The following is a 23374-nucleotide window of genomic DNA, read 5'->3' on the forward strand; positions in this document are numbered from 1 at the left end:
GGGGTGTGGCGGAGGGGGCACGGCGGCCGCCGGCTTGGGCCCCGGCGGGGGCTGATTCGGAGCAGTCGGGGCCGGTCGGTGCCGATCGGTGCCGGTCGGTGCCGGTCGGTGCCGGTCAGGCGACGCTGCGGTCCTCGCGGTCCTCGCGGTCTTCCCGGCCTCCGCTCTCCGCACGGCCTTCGCGGCCCTCGCGATCCTCGCGGCCATCTCCGGTCTGGAGGGGCACCTGGGGGCTGTTGGACTCCTCCAGCCAGCGGCGCAGGACCTGGTGCACCTGTTCCGCGCCGACGAGGTGCTCGTCGTCCGCGACGGGTGACGAGAGGACGAGCGGGGACAGCAGGAACGGCTTGGCCTGGGCGCCACCGAGGCCGCCGTGGGAGCCGATCTGCTCCTCGAAGGCGAGGACCTCGCCGTCGGCCGGGTCGTGGAATGAGTTGACCATGATGTCGGCGGTGTGCGGGAAGGAGTGGGTGCGGCGCACCGCGTCGGCGGCGCCGGGGCCGAAGTCGGCGAGCACCCCGGGCATGTCGTCGGTGAGTTCGTGCAGCGGTGTCTCCGCGCCGCGCGCGCCGAGCACGAGCCCGCCGTGCTCCTCGCTGCGCACCAGCAGGAAGCCGATGCCGGGGTGGTTGGCGAGCGTGGTCAGCAGCGCGGGGTGACGGGCGTCGATCTCCTCCTTGCTCATCCGGTGCGGCACGTCCGGGAAGGAGACCAGGCCCAGGTTGCCGGAGGCCAGCACGACCGGCTCGGAGTCGCGGCCCACGGGACGGTGGTGGGCGCGTCCCTCCTCGACGGGCCGGCGCAGCGCCGCGCGTACGGCGGCGCGGGCCTCGGTGCCGCTGCGGGTGCGCTCGGCGGTGCGGGGCACGGGCAGGCCGCAGCCGGCCCGCACCAGGTCGCCGAGGGTGAGGCCGTAGCGGGCGCGGAAGGTCTCGCCGGGGCTCTGGCCGTGGTCGGAGAGGACGACGATGCGGTATCTGCGGGGGGCGTGCTCGGCGACGTTCTCGATGAGGGCGAGGGAGCGGTCGAGTCGTTCGAGGACCTTCTCGGCGTCCCGGCTGCGCGGCCCGGAGTGGTGGGCGACCTCGTCGTAGGCGACGAGGTCGGCGTAGACGGCGGTGCGTCCGGCGAGCAGGTCGCCCATGACCGCGGCGACGACGACGTCGCGTTCGACGACGGTCGCGAAGGCTCGGACGAGGGGGTAGAGGCCGCCGCGTCCGACGCGTGGGCGCTGTCGGCGCAGCCGGGCCCGTACGGACTGACCCGTCTCGCGGCCGACCTCGGCGACGAAGGACAGGGCGGTGCGCACGGCGTTGGCAGGGTCGCTGAAGTAGGCGAAGTAGCCCGCCCGGGAGCGGTTCTCCCGGCTGCGCCGGCGCGTGGCTATGGACAGCACGAGGGCCTGTTCGCCGGCGCCGCCGCTGAAGAGGTTGCCGCGGCTGGCGCCGTCGAGGGCGAGCAGTCCGTCGTCGCCGCTGCGTTCCACGGCGCGGCGCTGGAGCTCGGCGGCGCTGGTCGGGCGGTTGCTGACCATCACCTCGCCGGTCTCCTTCTCGTACCAGCGGAAGGCGGGGACGTCGTGGTTGCTGCCGTGCAGTATGCCGAGCTGGCTCGCGCCGGTCTGGCTGGACCAGTCGGTGCGCCAGGGGGCGAGCCGATGGGTGGGGACGCTCGACGTGCCGTCGCCGAGCCAGCGGGCGACGGTGGGCATGACGCCCTTGCGGACGGCGTCCTCCAGGACGTCGTGGCCGACGCCGTCGAGCTGCATGAAGACGATTCCGGGGCAGGCCGGACAGGGCGGCCCGCCTCTGCGGCGGCGGTCGGCGAGGCGGTAGAGGCGACGGCGGTAGGCGTCGTCGTCACGCACGGCCAGGGCGGCGCCGGTGGCGGAGGCGACGGCGGACATCACGGCGGCGACGATGACGGCCGTCTCGGGTGCGGCCTCGCTGTCGCCGGAGGGGTTGAGTCTGAGCGCGAGCAGGAGCAGCGAGCCGTTGAGGAAGAAGACCAGCAGTCCCAGCACGAGCGCCGGGACGAGCAGCAGGAGCCGTACGAGGAGGGGCCAGACCAGAGCGGACAGCAGACCGAAGACACCGGCGCCGATACCGGCGGTCACGGCGAGTTGCGTGGTGCTGTGGTCGTCGGCGGACTGGAGCTGGAAGTCGGGCAGGAGGCCCGCGAGCACGAGCATGGTGACGGTGGAGACCGCCCAAACGGCGATGCTTCGCCCCACCTGACTGACGGCCCGCCGCCAACGCCCCTCACGCACGCCCAGCACACCTCACGTCCCGGCCCCGCCGCCCGCGGGGGCTCGATCTCCACCCTGTCATACGGCGTCCCCGGCCCGGCGGCGCACTCGGCACACGGTGCGGTGCACGGCGTGGTGCACGGCGTGGTGCACGGCCTCGCCCGGGTCACGCGTCGGCGTCCCGGCGAGGGGGCGTACGGCCTATCGCCCGTCGTAGCCGGCCGTCGGCATCGACAGTCTGCGGTGCACCCTGGCCTTCATCTGGGCGTCGTACGACGGTTCCGCCCGGCCCACGGTCTCGACGCGCACCCCGCGCCGGGCGCACTCGGCGGTGAACTCATCCACGGAGGACAGGGCGCTCTCCAGGACCCGGCGGCTGGGGGCGACGAAGAGGTCGACACCGGGCCGGATGCCGTCCCACAGCACGCAGTGGTCGGGGCGCAGGCTCCGCACGAGCAGTTCCCGGCTGACGACGTAGCCCCGCTCGGCGGCCCAGCGGGCGCACATCGCGTGCTGGCTGCGGGAGTCGACCAGGAAGGGATCGGCGTCCAGCTCCTCGAGCGGCGTCAGACTCGCGATCGTCGTGACTCGGACCGGTCCCATGGCGTCCCCCTCACCTCCGGGTTTCGCCGCCGACCCTACTCCTGCCCGTAGGCTTCGGGGAGTCGCGCGAAGGAGGCAAAGGGGTGCCGGTGGAGGTCACGTGGTGGGGTCACGCCACCTGCACGGTTCAGGATTCGAACATACGCGTGCTCACCGATCCTCTGTTCGTGCGCAGGCTGGCCCATCTGCGGCGGCGCCGGGGCGCGCTGCCCCCGCCCCATGCCTGGAACGCGGACGTGGCGCTCGTTTCGCACCTGCACGCCGATCACCTCCATGTGCCCTCCCTTGCGCGCCTTGCGCCGGGCACGCGCCTCCTCGTGCCCCGGGGCGCACCGCGCGCCGTGCCGGGGCTGCGCCGCCTCACCCGGCTGCGGGTGACCGAGGTGGCTCCCGGGGACGTGATCCGGGTCGGCGATCTGGCCGTACGGGCCGTGCCCGCGCTGCACGACGGGCGGCGCCTGCCCGTCGGGCCGCACCGCTCCCCCGCCCTCGGTTACGTGATCGAGGGTGAGGCGCGCACCTACTTCGCCGGGGACACGGGCCTGTTCGACGACATGGCCAAGGAGGTCGGCCCGGTCGACGCGGCGCTGCTGCCGGTGGGCGGCTGGGGGCCCTACCTCGGTGAGGGGCATCTCGACGCGGGGCGCGCGGCGCAGGCGCTGGCCCGGCTGGCGCCGCGCAGTGCGGTGCCGGTGCACTACGGCACGTACTGGCCGATCGGGATGGACGCCGTGCGCCCTCACGAGTTCCACGCGCCGGGTGAGGAGTTCGTGCGCCTGGCGGCGGAACGCGCGCCGCGGGTCGAGGTGCACCGGCTCGGGCACGGAGAGAGCGTACGACTGGGGGGCGCGCGGTGACCTGGCTGGTCGCCGCCGTCCCGGCGGTCGTACCCACGGAGTCGACGCAGCAGGCGTTCGGCTATCCGACCCTGTTCCTGCTGGTGCTGGCCGGGGCGCTGGTGCCGGTGATCCCGACGGGCGCGCTGGTGAGCTCGGCGGCCGTGGTCGCCTTCCATCAGACGGCGCCGTTCTCGCTGGCGCTGGTGTTCCTGACGTCGTCGCTGGCCGCGTTCCTCGGGGACGCGGCGCTGTACTGGCTGGGGCGGCGCGGAATGGGCTCGAAGAACGGCTCGCGGTGGCTGGAGGCGATCCGCTCGCGGGCCCCCGAGGACAAGCTCGACCAGGCCCAGGAGAAGCTGGCGGGTCACGGCGTGGCGGTGCTGGTGCTGTCCCGGCTGATCCCGGCGGGCCGGATCCCGGTGATGCTGGCCTGCCTGATGGCGAAGTGGCCGCTGCGCCGGTTCGCCCGCGGCAACCTTCCGGCCTGCCTGGCCTGGGCCGTGACCTACCAGGTGATCGGCATCCTCGGCGGCTCACTGTTCAGCGAGCCGTGGGAGGGCGTACTCGCCGCGATCGGCCTGACGCTCCTCATCAGCGCGGTCCCGAGCGTGTGGCGCCGGGTGCGCGGGACGCGGGCCGCCTAGGCCAGGGGTGTTGCCCGGGTCAGCTCGGTTGCTGGAGGAAGGCGACAAGCGCGGCTGTGAGTTCGGCGGGTGCGTCTTCCTGGACGAGGTGCCCGGCTCCGGCGATGGGTTCGAACGCCGCGCCCGGGATCCGGGCGGACAGTTCCCGTCCCTTCGCCACGGGGATCCAGGTGTCGTCCTCGCCCCAGCACACCAGCGTCGGGAAGCCGATCTCCCCGTAGCGATCTTGTACTTCATCCGTGTGGAGCTGGTCGGCCTGGGCGATCTGACGGTAGAAGGCCGGTTGGCCGACGTCGCCGAGCCAGGGCTGGATGAGCCGGTCGAGGACGGCGGGGTGGAGGCCCTGGCCGCTGGCCGAGCTCACGTACTCGCGCACCAGGGCGTGGTGCAGTGCGGGCGGCAGCTGCTCGAAGACTTCGGAGTGCTCACCGACGAGCCGGAAGAACGGGGAACCCCACGGGGCCAACGCGACCGGGTCGACCAGAGCGAGCGCGCGGTAGCGAGCTCCGTGCAGCAGATGGGCCCGCAAGGAGACGGCACCACCGAAGTCGTGGGCGACCACCAAGGGTTCTTCAAGGCCCCAGTGCGACAAGAGCTCGGTGAAAACCCTGCCCTGGGCAGCGAGGGAGACATCCTGGCCGGCGAACTTCTCGGATGCCCCGTAGCCGGGCATGTCCCACACGAACACCTGGTGGCGTCGGGCGAGCGCGCGAGCGACGGAGCGCCAGACGTACGACGAGAAGGGTGTGCCGTGAAGGAGTACGACCGGATCCTGGCCGGGGTCTCCGAGGCTGCCCCAGCGGACACCTCCCGACGTGCTGGGGAACGTCTCAGGCAACTGCCATGCACTCATGGATGCGGTTCCTCTCGGTTCTCCCCGGGAGCACTGACCGCCGGTTTGGCGCGTCGGCTCCGGGCCTCTATACTCGATCTTGAGCGCACCGCAGAACTGCTGTGAAAGCGCCGCGCGTTGGTGGTCCAAGGAAAGACGCCCCGCTTCCTGCGGGGAAATGCAGGTGCAAGGCCTGCCCAGCGCTCCAAGAAGGCCCCGCCCCGGATGTCCGGGGCGGGGCCTCGTGCGTGCCGAGCTACTCCAGGACGCGGGAGCCTCCCACCGGCAGGTCCCAGAGGCTTTCGCGGGGCAGGCCCGCCTTCTCCCAGGCCGCGCGGACGCGGGTGAGCGGCTCCAGGACGGGCTCTGCGGACAGGACGAACGTGCCCCAGTGCATGGGGGCCATGCGGCGGGCGCCCAGGTCCTGGGCGGCGCGGACGGCCTCCTCCGGGTCGCAGTGCACGTCACTGAGCCACCAGCGGGGGTCGTAGGCGCCGATGGGGAGCAGGGCGAGGTCGATGCCGGGGTAGCGGCTGCCGATACGGGAGAACCAGTGGCCGTAGCCCGTGTCGCCCGCGAAGTGGACGCGGCGGCCGTCGGGGGCCGTGAGCACCCAGCCGCCCCACAGGGAGCGACAGGTGTCGGTCAGGGTGCGCTTGGACCAGTGGTGTGCGGGGACGAAGTCGAAACGGACACCGTCCAGTTCGGCCGCCTCCCACCAGTCCAGCTCGGTCACCCGGGTGAACCGGCGCCGCTTGAACCAGCATCCGAGCCCGGCCGGCACGAACACCGGGGTGTCACGCGGGAGTCGGCGCAGCGTGGGCGCGTCCAGGTGGTCGTAGTGGTTGTGGCTGATGACGACCGCGTCGACCCGGGGCAACCCGCCCCAGGGGATGCCGACGGGGGTGATGCGGGCCGGGGTGCCGAGGATGCGGCGCGACCACACCGGGTCGGTCAGCACGGTCAGCCCGCCGATCTGCACCACCCAACTGGCGTGCCCTGCCCAGCTGACGGCGAGGGCGGTCGCGTCGACGCGCGGCACCGGGGCGGGCGCGACCGGCAGCCGCGGGATGTCGGCGAGGCCCTCCTTGCCGGGCCGCACGGCGCCCTCGCGGGCGAAACGGGCCATGGCCTTGAGGCCCGGCAGCGGGGCGGTCAGGCGGTCGTGGAACGACCGCGGCCACACCCGGCGTTCGCCGAGCGGTCGGGGGGCGGCGACGGACGGGGAAGCGGGCTCGAAGGGGGGCGTGGCCGGGCGGGGGTCGGCTTCGTGGGTGCTCGGACTCGTGGTGGTCGACTCGGACTGCTGCGTCATCGAGGAGGCTCCCGTCGCTGAGCGTCGTCGCGGAGATCGTCGAAGACCGACCTCAAGGTGATCAACGCGCGTTGCACCTGTGGCAGTTCCAACGGTGTGGGTGAGGTGAGGCATTGCGCTCGTTCCTCGGCCGTGGCGCCCAGCAGCGGGCCGGTGGACAGCCGGACTCGCAGCGCCGCGAGGTCGTCGCCGAAGCGGTGGCCGCCCGGGGTGGGCATGCCGAGCCGGGCGGCCAGGAAGTCCTCCAGGTCCTGCGCGTCGCCGACACCCCGTGCGAAGAGCGCCGAGCGCAGCGGGCCGAGGTCGACGTAGAGGTGGCGGCCGGCCTGCGGGGGCAGCGACAGGGCACCGGCCGCGACGACGGCGTGGTGCGCGGCGTCCGCGACGCGCGCGTGCAGGCGTACGGCGGCGGCGACGCGCGCGGTGACCGCCTCGGGCTCGGCGAGGACGTGTCCGGCCGCCACGGCCACGGGGGCGGCGACCCGGGCGCCCAGTGCGGTGAGCACGTCCAGCACGCGCGCGTGGAGCCCCTCGCCGTCGGGTCCGGTGGGGAAGCGGGCCACGGCGGCGGGCCAGCCGGTGGGCAGCAGAGCGCCCGCCAGGTCGGTGACGACGGTGACCCGGTCGGGCAGCATCTCCGCCGGGCTGAGCAGCACGGTGTCGTGGGGGGCGTGCGCGGTGTCCCGCCAGGTCTCGTCGCTGACCAGGTGCAGCCCCGCCCCCGCGGCGGCCTCCACGGCCTCGTGCAGCACCTCGGGGGGCGCCACGGTGCCCGTGGGGTCGTCGGCGACGGACAGCACGAGCAGCCGCGGGTCACCGCCCTCGTCGCGTACCCGGCGCACGGTCTCCAGCAGGGCGAAAGGATCGGGGACGCCACCGCACTCGGCGGGCGTGGCCACGTGGAAGACGGGTCTGCCCAGCAGTCGCGCGTACGGGGCCCACCAGGCGGCGCAGGGCCTGGGCACCAGGACGTCGCCGCCCAGCGCGGCGGTCAGCGCGACCAGCAGAGCGGGGGCGCCGGGCGCGGCGGCGGCGCGGTCGGGACCGCAGGTCAGGCCGCGGCGCTCCCAGTAGCCGCAGGCGGCCTCCCGCAGCGCGCGGCCGCCGCCGACGGGCTCGCTGTCGGGCAGGCCGGCGGCCGCGGCGAGGACCACGGAGAGTTCGGGCAGGACCGGCAGTCCGTCCTCGGAGAGGGGCGGGCCGTAGCGGACGGGGCCGTGCCCTTCCGGGTCCGTCCGCCGCATGCGTACCTCCGCGCAGTCGCTGGGCCCGGTGCCGTGGGCGTCGGGCGTGTGCTCTTGTGCCGCCTGCTGTGCCGCCGGTCGTCGTCTGTCGCGTACGACGCCGACGTGCCTTCGGCCTCCGAGTACCCACGGTTCCCCCGCCCCATGGCCGCCCGCGCGGGTTGCGCTGATCACAGGGCCGGGGCGGCGGGCCGGCCGGCGGGCGGCGCTCGGGTTCGCGGTCGGCCGCCGGTGGTGTCCTCGGGCGCCGTTCAGGTGTCCGCTCAGCGGCCCTCGGGGTCGCGGTGACGCACCCGGTGCACGGCGGCGCCGACCGCACCGGCGATCAGCAGTCCCCCGATCACCAGGGCGGGCACGGAACCTTCGTAGGACCCGCCTTCCCCGGCCCGCACCCCGCGCTGCACGGCGGCGGCGCCGGCGCAGTCGTGGGATGCCTGCCGGCCGTGGGGAGACGGGGTGCAGGGCGTGACGGTCGCCGGGGCGCAGTCGTGGGTGGAGTCACCGCCGTAGGAGGAGGTACAGGGCTTGGCGGTGGGGGTGGTGCAGCCGTCGTCGGTGGGCCCGCCGCCGTGGGAGGAGGTACAGGGCTTGACGGGGTCGGGAGCGGGGCCGCTGGTGGAGCCACGGGAGACGTCGAAGGTCGCGCTCCAGGGCTGGCCCTGTCCGCCGGGCGGTGCGGGGCAGGCGCCGTCGACGCGCCCCGCGGAGTCGCCGACGGCGGCGTCGGGGACGGGCGCACCGTCCGTGGCTTCCTCGCCGTCTCCGGTGTCCTCGGCTCCCTCGCCGCCATCGGCGGGGGCGATGCGGCCGGTGCCGGAGTAGGCGGGTCCGGACAGCTCGTCGTCGTCGCCGGGGACGTGCGTGAGGGTGAGCTTGCCCCCGTCGAAGGCCTCCGAGGTGGCCTCCAGGGTCTCGGGAGCGGGGCCGCCCAAGGGGTCGCACGAGAGCGAGACGGTGACGTCGCCTCCGGCCGAGGCCCTGCTCGGGCTGACCTCCACGTCCGGGTCCGCGGACACGGCCGGCGCGGCGGTGACCAGCGCCGCCGCCACGAGGGCGGCGACGGACAGGGCACGGGAGGTGCGGCGCATGGGACGAACTCCTTCGGCCGACGATCAGGGGGCACGACGCTCGCGCCCCCCAGCCATCACAGCCCGCCGGCCCTCACCCCGCGCGCGGCCGGACCCCATTCGCGGGACCACGGACGGCCGAGCGGGTGACTTTCGGGGAGCGGGGTGTGCCGGGCAGGGGTGCGGGCGGGCCTACCGGCGGGGCGGGGCCGTTGAAACGCCTCGTGTGCCGACGTCGGCCCGCCGGCGCAGGTGGAGCCCCGAAACAGGACAGCCGTGCGGGTGGCCGGTCGTCAGGCCACGGCCGCCGCGGACGCCGTGCACACGGCCGGCGACGCCGGCCTCGGCGGCGCGGCGCTCCAGGGCGAGAACGGGCCGGTCACCGGTGGCGCCCCCGCCGGTACCGCGCCGCCGGTGCGGGTCACTGGTACCGCGCCACCGATACCGGTGCCGCGCCGCCGGTGCGCATCACTGCGTACCGCGCCCCGATACCGGTACCGCGCCGCCGGTACGGGTCACTGGTACCGCGCCACCGATACCGGTACCGCGCCGCCGGTGCGCATCACTGCGTACCGCGCCCCGATACCGGTACCGCGCCGCCGATACGGGTCACTGGTACCGCACCGCCCATGCCGGTACCGCCCCTGCCACTCCCGTGCCGCGGCCCCGCGCCCCGGCCGGACGGCCCCCGGCGTCAGTTCAGTAGTGCGGCCAGGTCGTGTTCCAGGCCTTGGCCGCGGCGGCCCACCACCGCTGACGCGACGTCGAAGAGTTTGCGGTTGGAGTCCTGGGAGACGCGGCGCAGGACGCCGAAGGCGGTGTCGGGGTCGCAGCCGAGGGCGTGCATGACGATGCCGCAGGCCTGGTCGACGACGGGGCGGGAGCGCAGGGCGGTGCCGAGCTGGTCGACCTCGGTGAGGGCTGCGCGGTAGGAGCGGTCGCGGACCAGGCCGGTCGCGGTGACCTCGCCGAGCGCCCGGGCGGGCCCGTGCGGCACGTCCGCGAGCGCGCCGGGCCGGAAGCTGTAGAGGCTGAGGGTGATCGTGAGGCCCCGGCGCCGAAAGGGCAGCGTCACACTGGAGCGCACCCCCGAGTCGAGCGCCACGGCGCGGTACGCCGGCCAGCGTTCGTCGCGCAGCAGATCCGCGCTGTCCACGGGCGCCCCGCGGTCCAGCGCGGCCGGAATGGGCCCCTCACCGCTGCGCAGTTGCACGGCGACGAGCGCGCCGAGGTCAGGGTGGGTGACGGTCGTGTGCCGCTCGGGACTGCCCTCGGCCACCATGCTGCTCGCCCCGCAGCAGTCGGCGGTGCAGCGCACGGCCCGTTCGACGAGCTCCGACAACCGCCGCCCCGGGAGGGCCGCTTCGGGTGATGCGGTCCCCTCGGTCTCCCACCGGCCAGGACTTTCCGTCCCCAGCATGCCGCACCCTCCTCTCCACTCCACCGCCCTCCGTCTCTCCCCGCGCCTTCCCGACACCTCACGACGGAAACCGGGTTAGGTTCGTCGTATGACGCAGACGGACGAATTCGGTGAGGAGCTCGCGGACTTCGTGCGGCGGGTCGCGGAACTCAAGACGGCACGGTCCGTGCCGAGGGGCGACCTGCCGACCGTACTCGACGCGGCGATTTTCGAACTCGACCACGTGGCGGGCCAGTTGTGGCCGTGGTACGAGCGGCTGTCCACGACGGGCACGCGTCACGCCGCGCCCGCCGACCGGCAGGAGCAGCATCTGCTGCGCGCGGTGTTCCAGCGCGTGCCGGTGCCGGTCGCGCTGATGGACCGGGAGACGGTGGTGCGCCGGCTGAACCTCGCGGCGACGGCCCTCACCGGAGCCCGCGCCGGCTATGCGACGGGCCGCCCGCTGACGGGCCTGTTGGCCCACGCCGACCGGGCGGCGTTCCGCTCGCAGGCGGCCGCGGTGGCCCGTGGCGAGGGCGACCGCAGTCTCACCGTCCATCTCCAGCAACGCCCGTCCGTGCCGGTCCACGCGACTCTCGCGGCCGTGCACCCGCCCGGTGAGCCCCGTCCGACGGTCGTGGTGGTGCTCCAGCCCGCCGGCCGGCAGGCACCGGCCGCGCCCGTGGCACCCTCGGTCCCGGTCCCCGATCTCGCCGAGGCGACGGGCCACGCGGCGGTCATGGACCTCCTGGACGCGATGACCACGGCCCTTCTGACCGCTCCGTCCGGTGACTCCGCGGCGATCCTGGGAGCGGCCGCCGGCGTCCTGCACCGCCGTTTCGCCGACTGGGTGATCGCCGACGCGGGACGACTCAGACTCACCCGCACGGCCACGTTCGCGCCCTCCGAGGAGGAGGCCGCCGCGTTGTCGGCACAGGACCCCGCCGAAGGCCCCCTGGTCGTCGAGACGGCCCGCAGCGGTGTCACATCCCTGCAGATCCGCCCCGAGGACCCGGAGGCCTTCGGTCTGGACGCGACGGGTGTCCCGTTCCTGGTCAGGGCCAACGTGACGTCCCTCGTGTGCCTACCGCTGAAGACCGAGGAGGCCGTACTGGGGGTGCTCACCCTGTTCCGGTGCGGCCCCCGCCCCCCGTTCTCACTGGCGGAGGCCCAGGCGGTGGACACCATCGCCCGTCACATCGCGCTGACGCTCACCAGGAGACCCTGAAACCAGGAGGCCCTGAAACCAGGAGGCCCTGAAACCAGGAGGCCCAGAAACCAGGAGGCCCAGAAACCAGGAGGCCCAGAAACCAAAGGTCCTGGAACCAAGGTCTGAAACCAGAACCCCCTGACAGGGCCCGGCTCTCAGGCCACGTCGTGCATGACCTGGTCGCGCAGCCGGTCACAGCACCGGCTGATCAGCCGGGACACGTGCATCTGCGAGATACCCAGCTGTTCAGCGATCTTGCTCTGCGTCATGTCTCCGAAGAACCGCATGTACAGGATCGTCCGTTCCCGCTCCGGCAGCGCGGCCAGTCGCGGCTTGACGGCCTCCCGGTCCACGACCGTGTCCAGCGCCGGATCGGGCGAGCCGAGCGCGTCGCTGAGGGAGTATCCGTCCTCGCTGCCCGGCAGCTCCGCGTCCAGGGACAGCGCGGTGAAGCTCTCCAGCGCCTCCAGGCCGGCCTTGACGTCCTCCTCGCTCATGTTCGCGTGCGCGGCGATCTCGGCGACGCTGGGGCGCCGGTCGGAGACGGACTGGGACAGTTCCTGGCACGCGAACCGCACGCGGTTGCGCAGGTCCTGGACGCGGCGGGGCACGTGCAGGGTCCACATGTGGTCACGGAAGTGCCGCTTGATCTCACCGGTGACGGTGGGGACGGCGTAGCTCTCGAACGCGTTGCCAAGCTCGGGGTCGTAGCGGTCGACGGCCTTGACCAGGCCCAGGAAGGCGACCTGGCGGAGGTCCTCGTAGCTCTCGCCGCGGCTGCGGAAGCGGCCGGCGAGCCGTTCGGCCATGGGCAGCCAGGCTTCGATGATCCGGTCCCGGAGGGTGTCGCGCTCCGGGCCAGCGGGGAGCGTGGCGAGCTTGCGGAACGCCTCCGAGGTGTCGGGGGCGTCGTCGTGGGGGTGCTGCTTCACGCTCGCTCGGTTTCGCATGGTGCGTCGCATCTCCCTATGAAGGGTGCTCTGGGTGGACGTTCAGCGTGGGAGCGCGCGCAGCCCGGACAGACGGGCCGGGGATGCAGAAAGCGCTGCGGAAAACGCCGCTTTCCCACGGACGTGCCTCCTGTCCGAAGCACTGATTCCGCGCCTGCCCCCCGCCCCTGCCCGCAAACACCCCCACAGGTTTTCTGTTCGCGGCGGGGGTGACTCGGCACCGTGCCAGGACGTACGTCACGACCGGGAGGTCCGCATGAGCACGAAGGTGTCCGACCACATCCTCGAACGACTGCGCGAGTGGGGAGTGGAGTGTGTCTTCGGCTATCCGGGTGACGGCATCAACGGTCTGCTCGCCGCCTGGGGTCGGGCCGAGAACAAGCCGCGTTTCATCCAGTCCCGCCACGAGGAGATGTCCGCGTTCGAGGCCGTCGGATACGCCAAGTTCAGCGGCCGTCTCGGGGTGTGCGCGGCGACGTCCGGACCCGGCGCGATCCATCTCCTCAACGGCCTGTACGACGCGAAGCTGGACCACGTCCCCGTGGTCGCGATCGTCGGTCAGACGCACCGCACGGCGATGGGCGGCTCGTACCAGCAGGAGGTGGACCTGCACACGCTGTTCAAGGACGTCGCGTCCGACTTCGTGGAGACGGTGACGGTCCCCGAGCAGCTGCCGAACGTCCTCGACCGGGCGATCCGCACCGCGTACGCGCGCCGCGCCCCCACGGCCGTCATCATCCCCGGGGACGTGCAGGAGCTGGACTACTCGCCGCCCACCCATGAGTTCAAGATGGTGCCGTCCAGCCTGAACAGCAGCAGGTGGACCGCGGTGCCGGACGAGGAGTCCATCCAGCGGGCCGCGGAGATCCTCAACTCCGGTGACAAGGTGGCGATCCTGGTGGGCCAGGGGGCGGCCGGCGCGCGGCAGGAGGTGGAGCAGCTCGCCGAACTGCTCGGCGCGGGCGTCGCGAAGGCGCTGCTCGGCAAGGACGTCCTGAGCGACGAACTGCCGTACGTCACCGGCTCGATCGGCCTGTTGGGCACCCGCCCGTCGTACGAGCTGATGCGCGACTGCGACACCCTGCTGACGATCGGTTCGTCCTTCCCGTACACGCAGTTCCTGCCGGAGTTCGGCAAGGCGCGGGGTGTGCAGATCGACATCGATCCGCACATGGTCGGGATGCGCTATCCGTACGAGGTGAATCTCGTCGGCGACGCGCAGGCGACCCTGAAGCGGCTGATCCCGCTGATCCATGGCGAGGAGCGTGGCCGAGAGTGGTACGACACCGTGTGCGACAACGCGCGGCGCTGGCGCGAGGTGATGGAGGGGCGGGCGCAGCAGTCGGCCGACCCGATCAACCCGGAGTACGTGGCGCACGCGCTGGATCCGCTGCTGCCGGGGAACGCGATCGTCACCTCGGACTCGGGCTCGGTGGCGAACTGGTACGCGCGGCACCTGACCATGCGGCCCGGTATGCGCGGCTCGTTGTCGGGGACGCTGGCGACGATGGGCTGCGGGGTGCCGTACGCCATCGGGGCGAAGTTCGCCCATCCGGACCGGCCGGTGATCGCGCTGGTCGGGGACGGCGCGATGCAGATGAACGGGCTGGCGGAGCTGATCACGGCGGCGAAGTACCGGGACCTCTGGGAGGATCCGCGGCTGGTGTTCGCCGTGTGGAACAACCACGACCTCAACCAGGTCACCTGGGAGATGCGGGCCATGGAGGGCGCCCCGTCGTTCCTGCCCTCGCAGGAGCTCCCCGACGTGCAGTACGCGGCGTTCGCCCGTTCCCTGGGGCTGACCGGAGTGCGGGTGGAGAAGCCGGAGGACGTCGAGGCGGGCTGGCGTACCGCGCTGGAGGCGGACGGCCCCGCGGTGGTGGAGTTCCTCACCGACCCGGCCGTGCCGCCGATCCCGCCGCACGCGACCTGGGAGCAGATGGAGGCCACGGCCGCGTCGATCCTGAAGGGCGACGCGGACGGGGCCTCCATGGTGAGGCAGGGACTCAAGGCGAAGGTGCGGGAGTTCCTGCCGGGGCGGGAGAAGAAGGAGAAGTAGCCCGCGTGAGGGGCGGAGCGAGGGGCGGCGCGGGACGCGTCGCCCCCTTTTCGGCCGGTTCCTCGGCGGGAAGCAGCATCTCCTCGTAGCGGCCCAGTGCCAGCAGGACGCCCAGCATCAGGACCGGAATGACCACAGCGAACAGTTCCATGTCCGTCCTTCCCCAGGTGGGACCGTGGGGGGTCCGGGCCGGGTCTCCCCCGATCCGGCCGGCAAACCCCCCGCTGATCCGATCGGGGGACCCTGCACCGATCCGGCCGGCAATCCCCGTGTCGGCGGCCGCTCCTCGGGTACGCGGTGGCCCACCCCGGAAGATCTGGAGGGAGACATGCAGCGAGGCAGTGACCGGCTGAGCGTCCACCGGGACGAAGAGATGAAGCACGAACTGCAGGGGTTGCTCCGGTCCGGACACCCCACACGCACCGAGGAGTGGCACGATCCGGAGCCGACCGCCGACGACGACCCGGAGATCTGGCGCGGCGCGGTGGCCCCGGGCGGCGCGCACGCCTCCCTGGAGACGGTGCGTCTGGAGCTGGCCCGCATCCTGGGCCGCGGCTCCTTCCCCGCGAGTCCGAGTGAGCTGACCGGCGCCCTGCGCCGCAAGAACGCACCCGAGGACCTGGTCGACGCGGTGCGGGACCTGCCGCGTTCGACGCGCTACCCCAACGTCCAGGCCCTGGCGGAGGCGCTCACCTCGCCCGGTGGGCAGGAGGGCTCGCGGTGAGGACTCAGTGCGTGCGCGACGTCATGACACCGGGCGTGGTCGCCGTGCGCCCGGACGCCTCCCTCGTGGAGGCGGCCCGGCTGATGCGCACGCAGGACATCGGGGACGTCATCGTCGCCGACGACTGGCGGGTCGTGGGGGTGCTCACCGACCGTGACATCGCGGTGCGCGCGGTGGCCGAGGGCTACGACCCGATGACGGTGGCCGCCGAGGCCGTGTGCAGCCCGCGCCCCGTCGTGGTCGGTCCCGACGATTCGGCGGCAACGGCGGTGGAGCTGATGCGCGAGCACGCGGTACGGCGGCTGCCGGTCGTCGAGGACGGCCGGCCCGTCGGAGTCGTGAGCCTGGGCGACCTGGCGCTGGCGCGGGACCCGGACTCGGCGCTCGCCGACATCAGCCGGTCCGACCCGGACGCCCGGGGCCGCGCATGAGCCGTGACCAGGCCGCCGAGATCGCCGCGACCGGCGCCGAGGTCGACGTGAGTGACGTCACGACCCGCTACCTGTTGTACGGGCTGCTGCCCGGCTGGTTCGTGCCGGGGCTCGCCGACTGGGTGATGCACCGGCGCACCCGGATCGAGGAGACGGCGGGGACGAAGGAGTCCCTCATCCACTCGCTCATGATGGCCGAGGTCGGCCTGCCGATCGCGCTCACCCTGCGCTACGAGGTCAACCCGCTGCTGCTGTCCGTGCAGCTGGCGGGAACCGCGGCGCACGAGGCGACCGCGCTGTGGGACGTGCGCACGGCCGTGGACAGCGACCGCGAGGTCAAGCCGGTCGAGCAGCACATCCACAGCTTCCTGGAGTCGCTGCCGTTCGCCGCGCTGGCGTCGCTGATGTGCCTGCACGCCGACCAGGTGAAGTCGCTGGCGCGCGGGGGACGGGGCGATCCGCACGCGTGGCGGCTGGTGCCGCGCCGGCGCCCGCTGTCCCCCGGCTATCTCGCGGGGATCGCCGTCGCGATCGGCACCTGTGTGGCCCTGCCGTACGGCGAGGAGCTGCTGCGCTGCCTGCGCGCCGGCCGGAAGAAAAAGAAGAACGCGAGGGGTGACGCCGCCCGTTGGCGCGCCCCGCGAACGCCGATGACCGAAAGGACGTGAAGAACATGCGCATCGCATTCCTGGTGGCCCCGGAGGGTGTCGAACAGATCGAGCTCACCGATCCCTGGCAGGCCGCGAAGGACGCGGGCCACGAACCGGTGCTGGTGTCCACGGAGGCCGGCGAGATCCAGGCCTTCAACCACCTCGACAAGGCGGACACCTTCCCCGTGGACGAGGTCGTCGGCGAGGCGCGGGCCGAGTCGTTCGGCGGACTGGTGCTGCCGGGCGGAGTGGCGAACCCGGACTTCCTGCGGATGGATGAGAAGGCCGTGGCGTTCGTGCGGGACTTCTTCGAGCAGGGCCGCCCGGTCGCCGCGATCTGCCACGCGCCGTGGACGCTGGTCGAGGCGGATGTCGTACGGGGCCGGGTGCTGACCTCGTGGCCGAGTCTGCAGACCGACATCCGCAACGCGGGCGGCACCTGGGTGGACGAGCAGGTGCAAGTCTGCGACCACGCCCCGGCCAAGCTGGTCACCAGCCGCAAGCCGGACGACCTGAAGGCGTTCTGCGAGGCGTTCCTCGACGTGTTCGGCCAGGAGGCCGCTTGATGAGCTCGCCCGACGACGACAAGCAGGAGCAGCGCGAGGCCTTCCGGGCGCCCGACCCGGCGGGCGGACCGCTGACCACCGACCAGGGTGTGATCGTGGACCACACCGACGACTCTCTGAGCGCCGGCGAACGCGGTCCGACCCTGATGGAGGACTTCCACTTCCGGGAGAAACTCACCCGCTTCGACCACGAGCGGATCCCCGAACGGGTGGTGCACGCACGGGGCGCGGGCGCGTACGGCTATTTCGAACCGTACGCGTCCTGCGCGGAGTTCACCCGCGCGGCCTTCCTCCAGGACCCGTCGGTGCGCACGCCGGTGTTCGTGCGGTTCTCGACCGTGCAGGGGCCGAAGGGTTCGGCGGACACCGTGCGGGACGTGCGCGGCTTCGCGACGAAGTTCTACACGTCGGAGGGCAACTACGACCTGGTCGGGAACAACTTCCCGGTTTTCTTCATCCAGGACGGGATCAAGTTCCCCGACTTCGTGCACGCGGTGAAGCCGGAGCCGCACAACGACATCCCGACCGGCGCGTCCGCGCACGACTCGCTGTGGGACTTCGTGTCGCTCCAGCCGGAGACGTTGCACGCGATCATGTGGCTGATGTCGGACCGGGCGATCCCGCGCAGTTACCGCATGATGCAGGGGTTCGGCGTGCACACCTTCCGCTTCGTGAACGCGGAGGGGAAGGGCACGTTCGTGAAGTTCCACTGGAAGCCGAAGCTGGGCGTGCACTCGCTGGTGTGGGACGAGGCGCAGGAGTGCCAGGGCCGCGACCCGGACTTCAACCGGCGCGATCTGTGGGACGCGATCGAGGCGGGCGAGTACCCGGAGTGGGAGCTCGGCGTCCAACTGGTGCCGGAAGAGGACGAGTTGTCCTTCGACTTCGACCTGCTGGACGCGACGAAGATCATCCCGGAGGAGCAGGTGCCGGTGCGGCCGATCGGCCGGATGGTGCTGAACCGCAACCCGGAGAACTTCTTCGCGGAGACCGAGCAGGTCGCCTTCCATACGGCGAACGTGGTGCCGGGCATCGACTTCACCAACGACCCGCTGCTCCAGGCCCGCAACTTCTCCTATCTGGATACGCAGTTGATCCGGCTGGGCGGCCCCAACTTCGCGCAACTGCCGGTGAACCGGCCGGTGGCGCCGGTGCGCACCAACCAGCGCGACGGCTACCACCAGAGCACCGTCCACCGGGGCACGAACTACTTCCCGAACTCCCTCGGCGGCGGCTGCCCGGCGCACGCGGGTGGCGACCCGGAGGCCTACCGGCATTACGCCGAGCGGGTGGACGGGCACAAGATCAGGCGGCGCAGCGAGAGCTTCAAGGACCACCACAGTCAGGCGGCGCTGTTCTGGAACAGCATGGCCGACTGGGAGAAGCAGCACATCGTCGAGGCGTTCCGGTTCGAGCTCGGCAAGGTCGACGCGCGGACGGTGCGGGCCCGTACGGTGGAGGAACTCGCCAAGGTGGACGGCGGGTTGGCGGCCGCGGTGGCGCGGGGTGTGGGCGTACCGGAGCCTTCCGGCCACGGGGCGGTCCACAAGCTCGCCTCCCCCGCCCTCAGCCTGGACGCGGAGTCACTGCGCGGCGACGGCTCGATCCGCACCCGGCAGATCGCGGTGCTGGTCAGTGACGGCGTGGACGCCGAACAGGTGACCGCGGTACGGGAGGCGCTGGCCGCGGAGGGCGCGATCGTGGAGGCCCTGGCGGACACGGACGGCACGGTGACGGGGGCCGACGGTGAGAAGTACGCGGTCGACCGCGCGCTGCCGACCGTGGCCTCGGTGCTGTACGACGCCGTCCTGATCCCGGGCGGGCCGGTGGACACCGCGCCGGTGGCGGCCGATCCGGACGTGATGCGTTTCGTGCGGGACGCCTACCGGCACGGCAAGCCCGTGGGCGCGCTCGGCTCCGGCGTGCGGGTGGTGGCGGCGCTGGAGCCCGAGGGGCTCGCGGTGTCGACCGAGTTCCACCGGGCGGTGAGTGACCGGGGTGTCGTGACGGACACCTCGCCGGGGGCCGCGAGCGCCGAGTTCATCCAGGCGTTCGTGGACGCGGTCGGTCAGCACCGCCACTGGAACCGGCCGCCGGTGCGCGGCTGAGGCTCCGCCACCGGGGCCGACAGGGGCTCGTACGGCGATGCGGCCCCGGCGGGATTCACTTCCCGCCGGGGTCGTTCGTCGTTGCCGGGCCGCCGGTGCCGCGGCCCCACTTGCCCACGAGTTGCTGCTGCTCCCTGTCCCGTTCGCGGGCGCCCTCGCGGGTGCGGCCCTGGGCGACGTAGCGGCGCGGATTGCGGCGCAGGTATTCGCCCTCCAGCTGCGCCATGCGCTCGTTGTGGGCCCGCAGCGCGTCGTTGGAGCCGTGCAGCAGGGTGTCGTGGCGCGTGCGGTGGATCGTCTCCAGCTCTTTCATCAGCTGCTGGTCGTCCAGCCGGTCGGGATCGACTCCGGTCATCGTGATGTCCCGCTCGTCGTGTTCGTTCATGCGGTTCGGGTACCCGCCCGGGAGCACTACCCACGAGCGGCATCCGGGAGGGAGCCATGGATCTCGCTTTCCTGCATCCACTGTACGAACAATCCGGCCCTTGGGCCTCCGCATACGTCGACACCTCCCGACAAACAGAGAACACCCCCCATGAACGACATCTGACGGCCGCCGCGCTGGCCAGGGAGCTGTCCGCGCAGGGCGCCGACGAGGCCACCTGCCGGGCCGTGGAGAGCGCCGTGGAGGATCTGCGGCACTCCCCCGAGCCACATGGGCGGGCCCTGTTCGCGCGCGGCGGCCAGGTGGTCCTTGATCCACCGCTGGCCAAGGCACCGCAAGGCAGCTGGGCCGAATGGGCGCCGCTGCCCAGGGTCACCCCGCTGCTGGACCTGGCGGACCAGGAGCCGGTCTGCGTGGTGGCGTACGTCGACCGCAGGGGCGCCGACTTCGAGCTGCGCGGCGCGCTGGGCAGCCGGAAGGCCGGGTCGGTCACCGGTCGGCAGTGGCCGATGCACCGCACGTCCACGACCGACTGGTCGGAGCGGCACTTCCAGCTGAAGGTGGAGAACACCTGGGAGCACAACGCGGCGGAGATCGCCGACGCGCTCACCGTCTGCCAGGAGGAGACCCGTGCCGACCTGCTGATCCTGGTCGGTGACGACCGTGAGCGACGGTCGGTGCACGACCGGTTGCCGCAACGGCTGCACGACCGTGTGGTCGAGCTGACCCACGGCACCGGCAGCAGGCTTCTCGACGAGGAGGTGGAGCAGGCCCGCGCCGAGCACGTGCGCCGGCGGACGGAGGCCGAGCTGGAGCGTTTCCTGGCCGCCCGCGCCCCGGACGCCGAGGGGCAGGCCGGAGCGGTGGAAGGTGTGCCCGCGCTGGTCGAGGCGGCCCGTGAGCACCGTATCGACGAGTTGCTGATCCGCACGGACGGCCCGGACGCGCACCGCGAGGTGTGGATCGGCGAGGACCCGGACCAGGTCGCCGTGCGCCGTACGGAGCTGAAGGCCCTCGGCGAGCAGAACTCCTGGGCGGCCCGCGCCGACGACGCCCTGGTGCGTTCCGCGGTGGCCACGGACGCGACGGCCCTCGCGGTTCCCGCGGCGGCCGAGGAGGCGCCGGTGGGCGGCCTGGGGGCGCTGCTGCGCTGGAAGTGACCCGGGTGACCGGCCGGACGGCCGAAGGGGTGGAGCGGGCCTAGCGGGCCCGTTCCACCCTTCGCTCGTCCCAGACCGGCTCCGGGGTCTCACGGACCCGGCCGTCGGTGCCGAAGACGAGGTAGCGGTCGAAGGAGCGGGCGAACCAGCGGTCGTGGGTGACGGCCAGGACCGTGCCCTCGAAGGCCTCCAGGCCCTCCTGGAGGGCCTCGGCGGACTCCAGGTCGAGGTTGTCGGTCGGCTCGTCGAGGAGCAGGGCGGTGACCCCCTGGAGTTCCAGCAGCAGGATCTGGAAGCGGGCCTGCTGGCCGCCGGAGAGGCGGTCGAAGCTCTGCTCGGCCTGCTGGGTCAGCTCGTAGCGTCGCAGCCGGGACATGGCCGCACCGCGGTCCTGGGCGTGCTCCTTCCACAGGATGTCCAGCAGGGTGCGGCCCTGGAGCTCGGGGTGGGCGTGGGTCTGGGCGAAGTGGCCGGGGACCACCCGCGCGCCGAGCTTCCACTGCCCCGAGTGCGCCACGTCGTCGCCGGCGAGCAGCCGCAGGAAGTGCGACTTGCCGGAGCCGTTGGAGCCGAGGACGGCGACGCGTTCGCCGTAGAACACCTCCAGGTCGAACGGCTTCATCAAGCCGGTCAGCTCGAGTCCCGCGCAGGTGACGGCCCGTACGCCGGTGCGGCCGCCCTTGAGGCGCATGGTGATGTCCTGCTCGCGCGGCGGCTCGGGCGGCGGGCCGGCCTCCTCGAACTTGCGCAGCCGGGTCTGGGCGGCCTGGTAGCGGGAGGCCAGCTCATGGCTGATGGAGGCGGCCTGACGGAGGCTCAGCACCAGTTTCTTCAGCTGGGCGTGCTTCTCGTCCCACCGCCTGCGCAACTCCTCGAAGCGGGCGAAGCGTTCACGGCGGGCGTCGTGGTAGGTGGCGAAGCCGCCGCCGTGCACCCAGGCGTCGGCGCCGGCCGGACCGGGCTCCACGGAGACGATCTTCTCGGCCGCTCGGGCGAGGAGTTCACGGTCGTGGGAGACGAACAGGACCGTCTTGCGGGTCTCCTTCAGCCGCTCCTCCAGCCACCGCTTGCCGGGCACGTCGAGGTAGTTGTCGGGCTCGTCGAGCAGCAGCACCTCGTCGGTGCCGCGCAGCAGCGCCTCCAGGACGAGCCGCTTCTGCTCGCCGCCGGAGAGGGTGCGGACCTCCCGGAACTGCGCCTTGTCGTACGGCACCCCGAGCGCGGCCGTCGTGCACATGTCCCACAGCGTCTCCGCCTCGTACCCGCGCGCCTCCGCCCAGTCGGCGAGGGCCTGCGCGTACTGCATCTGGGCGGCCTCGTCGTCGACGGTCATGATGGCGTGCTCGGCCTTGTCGACCGCCTTCGCCGCCTCGCGGATGCGGGGCGGCGCGACGGACACGAGCAGGTCGCGTACGGTCGTCTCGTCCCGTACGGAGCCAACGAACTGGCGCATCACGCCGAGTCCGCCGCCGACGGTGACGGTGCCGCCGTGCGGTTTCAGTTCACCGGAGATCAGCCGCAGCAGGGTCGTCTTGCCGGCGCCGTTGGGTCCGACGAGCGCCACGACGGCGCCTTCGCCCACCCGGAACGACACATCGCCGAGCAGGGCCCTCCCGTCGGGGAGGTAGTACTCGAGGTGCGCGGCTTCCAGATGTCCCATGAGGCGCATTCTGCGGGCGCCCGGACCGGCCGGGCAAACTCTTATCCGGCCGCCCGCCTGCTATCGGGTCGTGTCCAGCGGCCGTCCGGCCGGGCCGCCCTCGCCCGTGGCCGCCACCGTCGCACCCGCCCACGACAGGGCCTTGAAGCCGTCGGACGGTGAGCCCTCCAGGACCACGACGCCGGTGTTGTCGAGGCGGTGGGTTGCGGCGAACGGCACGTCGACGTTGACCGCGCGGGCGGCGGACCACATGCGGATCACCGCGCCGTGGCTGACCAGGGCGACCGTCCCGGCCCCGCTCGCCGAGGCCTCCTCGACCACCGCGTCGTACCGGGCGAGGACCTCGGTGCCGCTCTCGCCGCCCGGCATCCGCAGCGCGGTGTCGCCGGCCGCCCAGGCGAACGCGGTCCGCATGTAGAGCTCGCCCTGCTCCGAGTCTCCGGGCATCATCTCCAGGTCGCCCGCGGAGATCTCCCGGATGCCGTCCCGGACGAGGACGTCGAGGCCGCGGGCGGCGGCCAGTGGGGCGGCGGTGAGCTGCGTGCGGATCAGGGTGGAGGCGTAGAGGGTGTCGATGTGCTCGCCGGCGAGGGCCTCGGGGAGCTTCGCCGCCTGCTGTTCGCCGAGCGCGGTCAGGCCCGGCCCGGGCACGGCGGTGTCCAGAAGGTAGTCCACGTTCGTGGGGGTCTGGCCATGGCGGACGAGCAGCAGGCGCATACGGTGATCCTCCGTGCGGTGGACGCCCCGAACCTGACGTCCGGACAAGAAACAGCCACTTCAGGGTACCCGCCACCGTTACGAGCCCAGACGTCGACCTCACCGGCTCGAAGCCCGGACCGCATCCCCTTTGTGACCGGCTGCTCGCGCTGGACCGCCGGGTGTTCGAGTTCGCCGCCGAGCGCCGCGTCCGGGTGGTGCGCGGCGGCCGTCGGCCGGCGTTGCGGCTGCTCGCGGCCGCCGTCGGTGGGACCGCTGCCCCTCCCCCACTCTCGGCTTCGCTCGAGCGGGCGTTACCCCCATCCCGCCCATGCGGCGGTCCAGGTGGGCCGGCTCCGGCTGGACGCCGTGGCACCCGGCACGCTCCTCGCGCACGACGGTGAAGTGACCGAGGTGGAGGGCGAGGTGACGCTGGAGAGGCTGACGCCGGCGCTGACGGTGTACCGGCCGCCGCCGTAGAAACGACACCTAGTCTGCCTGTCCGCATGGTGAAACGAAATGTCTCAACATTCGAGTAGCCGCGTAGCGTGAGACATGCCGCACGGTCACGAGACGGTACGAGG

The 23374-nt window shown here is 72.8% G+C and carries 21 protein-coding genes and 1 pseudogene; 11 read left to right on the plus strand and 11 right to left on the minus strand.

All coding sequences use genetic code 11. The features are described from left to right. Nucleotides 1–115: 115 nt before the first annotated feature. Together IG99_RS14000 and IG99_RS14005 are read right to left on the minus strand one after the other, a co-directional pair. Nucleotides 116–2269: a phage holin family protein gene (locus tag IG99_RS14000; RefSeq protein WP_078947710.1), complete on the minus strand. Its 2154-nt coding sequence runs from the start codon at nt 2267–2269 to the stop codon at nt 116–118. A 180-nt stretch (nt 2270–2449) separates the two neighbouring features. Further along, the gene (locus IG99_RS14005) at nt 2450–2851 is read right to left on the minus strand and encodes a hypothetical protein (RefSeq protein ID WP_037673640.1); all 402 of its coding nucleotides are present in this window, start codon (nt 2849–2851) and stop codon (nt 2450–2452) included. A gap of 83 nt (nt 2852–2934) precedes the next feature. Between IG99_RS14005 and IG99_RS14010 the strand changes: the two genes are divergently transcribed. Both IG99_RS14010 and IG99_RS14015 read left to right on the plus strand, forming a co-directional pair. After that, nucleotides 2935–3708, plus strand: a complete 774-nt coding sequence (locus tag IG99_RS14010; protein ID WP_037673643.1) for an MBL fold metallo-hydrolase — start codon at nt 2935–2937, stop codon at nt 3706–3708. After that, a complete protein-coding gene (locus IG99_RS14015; protein ID WP_037673645.1) occupies nt 3705–4334 on the plus strand; it encodes a DedA family protein in 630 nt (209 codons plus the stop codon). Before IG99_RS14010 ends, IG99_RS14015 begins: the two co-directional genes overlap by 4 nt. 19 nt (nt 4335–4353) lie before the next feature. On the opposite strand, the gene IG99_RS14020 is transcribed toward IG99_RS14015, so the two are convergent. The 5 genes from IG99_RS14020 to IG99_RS14040 form a co-directional block, all read right to left on the minus strand. Then, entirely contained in the window at nt 4354–5187 is an 834-nt protein-coding gene (locus IG99_RS14020) for an alpha/beta fold hydrolase (protein ID WP_037673647.1), read from the minus strand. A 235-nt stretch (nt 5188–5422) separates the two neighbouring features. Beyond that, entirely contained in the window at nt 5423–6481 is a 1059-nt protein-coding gene (locus IG99_RS14025) for an MBL fold metallo-hydrolase (RefSeq protein WP_037673648.1), read from the minus strand. After that, nucleotides 6478–7725 carry an aminotransferase class I/II-fold pyridoxal phosphate-dependent enzyme gene (locus IG99_RS14030; protein ID WP_037673650.1) on the minus strand — a complete coding sequence of 416 codons (1248 nt, stop codon included), beginning with the start codon at nt 7723–7725 and terminating at the stop codon, nt 6478–6480. The genes IG99_RS14025 and IG99_RS14030 overlap by 4 nt, the downstream gene beginning before the upstream one ends. 263 nt (nt 7726–7988) lie before the next feature. Next, a complete protein-coding gene (locus IG99_RS14035) occupies nt 7989–8813 on the minus strand; it encodes a hypothetical protein (RefSeq protein WP_037673653.1) in 825 nt (274 codons plus the stop codon). 673 nt (nt 8814–9486) lie between these two features. Beyond that, nucleotides 9487–10212: an ANTAR domain-containing response regulator gene (locus tag IG99_RS14040; protein ID WP_037673656.1), complete on the minus strand. Its 726-nt coding sequence runs from the start codon at nt 10210–10212 to the stop codon at nt 9487–9489. A gap of 88 nt (nt 10213–10300) precedes the next feature. Between IG99_RS14040 and IG99_RS14045 the strand changes: the two genes are divergently transcribed. Further along, on the plus strand, nt 10301–11419 hold the full coding sequence (locus IG99_RS14045; protein WP_037673658.1) for a GAF domain-containing protein: 1119 nt from the start codon (nt 10301–10303) through the stop codon (nt 11417–11419). A 137-nt stretch (nt 11420–11556) separates the two neighbouring features. Here IG99_RS14045 and IG99_RS14050 read toward each other — a convergent pair whose 3' ends face one another. Next, a complete protein-coding gene (locus IG99_RS14050) occupies nt 11557–12351 on the minus strand; it encodes an RNA polymerase sigma factor SigF (protein ID WP_037673660.1) in 795 nt (264 codons plus the stop codon). A 256-nt stretch (nt 12352–12607) separates the two neighbouring features. Between IG99_RS14050 and IG99_RS14055 the strand changes: the two genes are divergently transcribed. The 6 genes from IG99_RS14055 (at nt 12608) to IG99_RS14080 (ending at nt 18889) form a co-directional block, all read left to right on the plus strand. Continuing rightward, the gene (locus tag IG99_RS14055) at nt 12608–14410 is read left to right on the plus strand and encodes a thiamine pyrophosphate-requiring protein (protein ID WP_037673662.1); all 1803 of its coding nucleotides are present in this window, start codon (nt 12608–12610) and stop codon (nt 14408–14410) included. A gap of 328 nt (nt 14411–14738) precedes the next feature. After that, on the plus strand, nt 14739–15134 hold the full coding sequence (locus IG99_RS14060) for a DUF2795 domain-containing protein (RefSeq protein ID WP_037673665.1): 396 nt from the start codon (nt 14739–14741) through the stop codon (nt 15132–15134). A 23-nt stretch (nt 15135–15157) separates the two neighbouring features. After that, nucleotides 15158–15565, plus strand: coding sequence for a CBS domain-containing protein (locus tag IG99_RS14065; RefSeq protein WP_037673886.1), 408 nt, complete (start codon nt 15158–15160; stop codon nt 15563–15565). Beyond that, a complete protein-coding gene (locus IG99_RS14070) occupies nt 15562–16233 on the plus strand; it encodes a hypothetical protein (RefSeq protein WP_037673669.1) in 672 nt (223 codons plus the stop codon). The genes IG99_RS14065 and IG99_RS14070 overlap by 4 nt, the downstream gene beginning before the upstream one ends. A 5-nt stretch (nt 16234–16238) precedes the next feature. Beyond that, complete coding sequence (locus IG99_RS14075; RefSeq protein ID WP_037673887.1) at nt 16239–16781, plus strand: type 1 glutamine amidotransferase domain-containing protein; 543 nt, start codon at nt 16239–16241, stop codon at nt 16779–16781. Further along, nucleotides 16781–18889 (plus strand): catalase, encoded by a 2109-nt coding sequence (locus IG99_RS14080; RefSeq protein WP_037673671.1) that lies wholly within the window; start codon nt 16781–16783, stop codon nt 18887–18889. The genes IG99_RS14075 and IG99_RS14080 overlap by 1 nt, the downstream gene beginning before the upstream one ends. Before the next feature lie 55 nt (nt 18890–18944). On the opposite strand, the gene IG99_RS14085 is transcribed toward IG99_RS14080, so the two are convergent. After that, nucleotides 18945–19274, minus strand: coding sequence for a DUF6158 family protein (locus IG99_RS14085; protein WP_078947711.1), 330 nt, complete (start codon nt 19272–19274; stop codon nt 18945–18947). Between the two features lie 56 nt (nt 19275–19330). On the opposite strand from IG99_RS14085, the gene IG99_RS14090 reads away from it, so the two are divergent. Further along, nucleotides 19331–20434: a baeRF2 domain-containing protein gene (locus IG99_RS14090; RefSeq protein ID WP_037673673.1), complete on the plus strand. Its 1104-nt coding sequence runs from the start codon at nt 19331–19333 to the stop codon at nt 20432–20434. A gap of 40 nt (nt 20435–20474) precedes the next feature. Here IG99_RS14090 and IG99_RS14095 read toward each other — a convergent pair whose 3' ends face one another. Together IG99_RS14095 and IG99_RS14100 are read right to left on the minus strand one after the other, a co-directional pair. Continuing rightward, nucleotides 20475–22094, minus strand: coding sequence for an ATP-binding cassette domain-containing protein (locus IG99_RS14095; RefSeq protein WP_037673893.1), 1620 nt, complete (start codon nt 22092–22094; stop codon nt 20475–20477). A gap of 60 nt (nt 22095–22154) precedes the next feature. After that, nucleotides 22155–22811, minus strand: a complete 657-nt coding sequence (locus IG99_RS14100) for a histidine phosphatase family protein (protein WP_037673675.1) — start codon at nt 22809–22811, stop codon at nt 22155–22157. Nucleotides 22812–22999: 188 nt separating this feature from the next. Between IG99_RS14100 and IG99_RS45350 the strand changes: the two are divergent. Next, a pseudogene (locus IG99_RS45350) lies at nt 23000–23270 on the plus strand (hypothetical protein); the annotation flags it as partial. Between the last annotated feature and the right edge of the window lie 104 nt (nt 23271–23374).

It is taken from the genome of Streptomyces griseus subsp. griseus (assembly GCF_000720255.1).
Taxonomy (GTDB): Bacteria; Actinomycetota; Actinomycetes; order Streptomycetales; family Streptomycetaceae; genus Streptomyces; species Streptomyces griseus_I.

What these genes read in the sequence shown, in the direction of transcription:
- IG99_RS14005 (WP_037673640.1), bottom strand. Translation starts at nt 2,851, where the DNA reads ATGGGACCGGTCCGAGTCACGACGATCGCGAGTCTGACGCCGCTCGAG.
- IG99_RS14020 (WP_037673647.1), bottom strand. Translation starts at nt 5,187, where the DNA reads ATGAGTGCATGGCAGTTGCCTGAGACGTTCCCCAGCACGTCGGGAGGT.
- IG99_RS14025 (WP_037673648.1), bottom strand. Translation starts at nt 6,481, where the DNA reads ATGACGCAGCAGTCCGAGTCGACCACCACGAGTCCGAGCACCCACGAA.
- IG99_RS14030 (WP_037673650.1), bottom strand. Translation starts at nt 7,725, where the DNA reads ATGCGGCGGACGGACCCGGAAGGGCACGGCCCCGTCCGCTACGGCCCG.
- IG99_RS14035 (WP_037673653.1), bottom strand. Translation starts at nt 8,813, where the DNA reads ATGCGCCGCACCTCCCGTGCCCTGTCCGTCGCCGCCCTCGTGGCGGCG.
- IG99_RS14040 (WP_037673656.1), bottom strand. Translation starts at nt 10,212, where the DNA reads ATGCTGGGGACGGAAAGTCCTGGCCGGTGGGAGACCGAGGGGACCGCA.
- IG99_RS14045 (WP_037673658.1), top strand. Translation starts at nt 10,301, where the DNA reads ATGACGCAGACGGACGAATTCGGTGAGGAGCTCGCGGACTTCGTGCGG.
- IG99_RS14050 (WP_037673660.1), bottom strand. Translation starts at nt 12,351, where the DNA reads ATGCGAAACCGAGCGAGCGTGAAGCAGCACCCCCACGACGACGCCCCC.
- IG99_RS14055 (WP_037673662.1), top strand. Translation starts at nt 12,608, where the DNA reads ATGAGCACGAAGGTGTCCGACCACATCCTCGAACGACTGCGCGAGTGG.
- IG99_RS14060 (WP_037673665.1), top strand. Translation starts at nt 14,739, where the DNA reads ATGCAGCGAGGCAGTGACCGGCTGAGCGTCCACCGGGACGAAGAGATG.
- IG99_RS14065 (WP_037673886.1), top strand. Translation starts at nt 15,158, where the DNA reads ATGACACCGGGCGTGGTCGCCGTGCGCCCGGACGCCTCCCTCGTGGAG.
- IG99_RS14070 (WP_037673669.1), top strand. Translation starts at nt 15,562, where the DNA reads ATGAGCCGTGACCAGGCCGCCGAGATCGCCGCGACCGGCGCCGAGGTC.
- IG99_RS14075 (WP_037673887.1), top strand. Translation starts at nt 16,239, where the DNA reads ATGCGCATCGCATTCCTGGTGGCCCCGGAGGGTGTCGAACAGATCGAG.
- IG99_RS14080 (WP_037673671.1), top strand. Translation starts at nt 16,781, where the DNA reads ATGAGCTCGCCCGACGACGACAAGCAGGAGCAGCGCGAGGCCTTCCGG.
- IG99_RS14085 (WP_078947711.1), bottom strand. Translation starts at nt 19,274, where the DNA reads ATGAACGAACACGACGAGCGGGACATCACGATGACCGGAGTCGATCCC.
- IG99_RS14090 (WP_037673673.1), top strand. Translation starts at nt 19,331, where the DNA reads ATGGATCTCGCTTTCCTGCATCCACTGTACGAACAATCCGGCCCTTGG.
- IG99_RS14095 (WP_037673893.1), bottom strand. Translation starts at nt 22,094, where the DNA reads ATGGGACATCTGGAAGCCGCGCACCTCGAGTACTACCTCCCCGACGGG.
- IG99_RS14100 (WP_037673675.1), bottom strand. Translation starts at nt 22,811, where the DNA reads ATGCGCCTGCTGCTCGTCCGCCATGGCCAGACCCCCACGAACGTGGAC.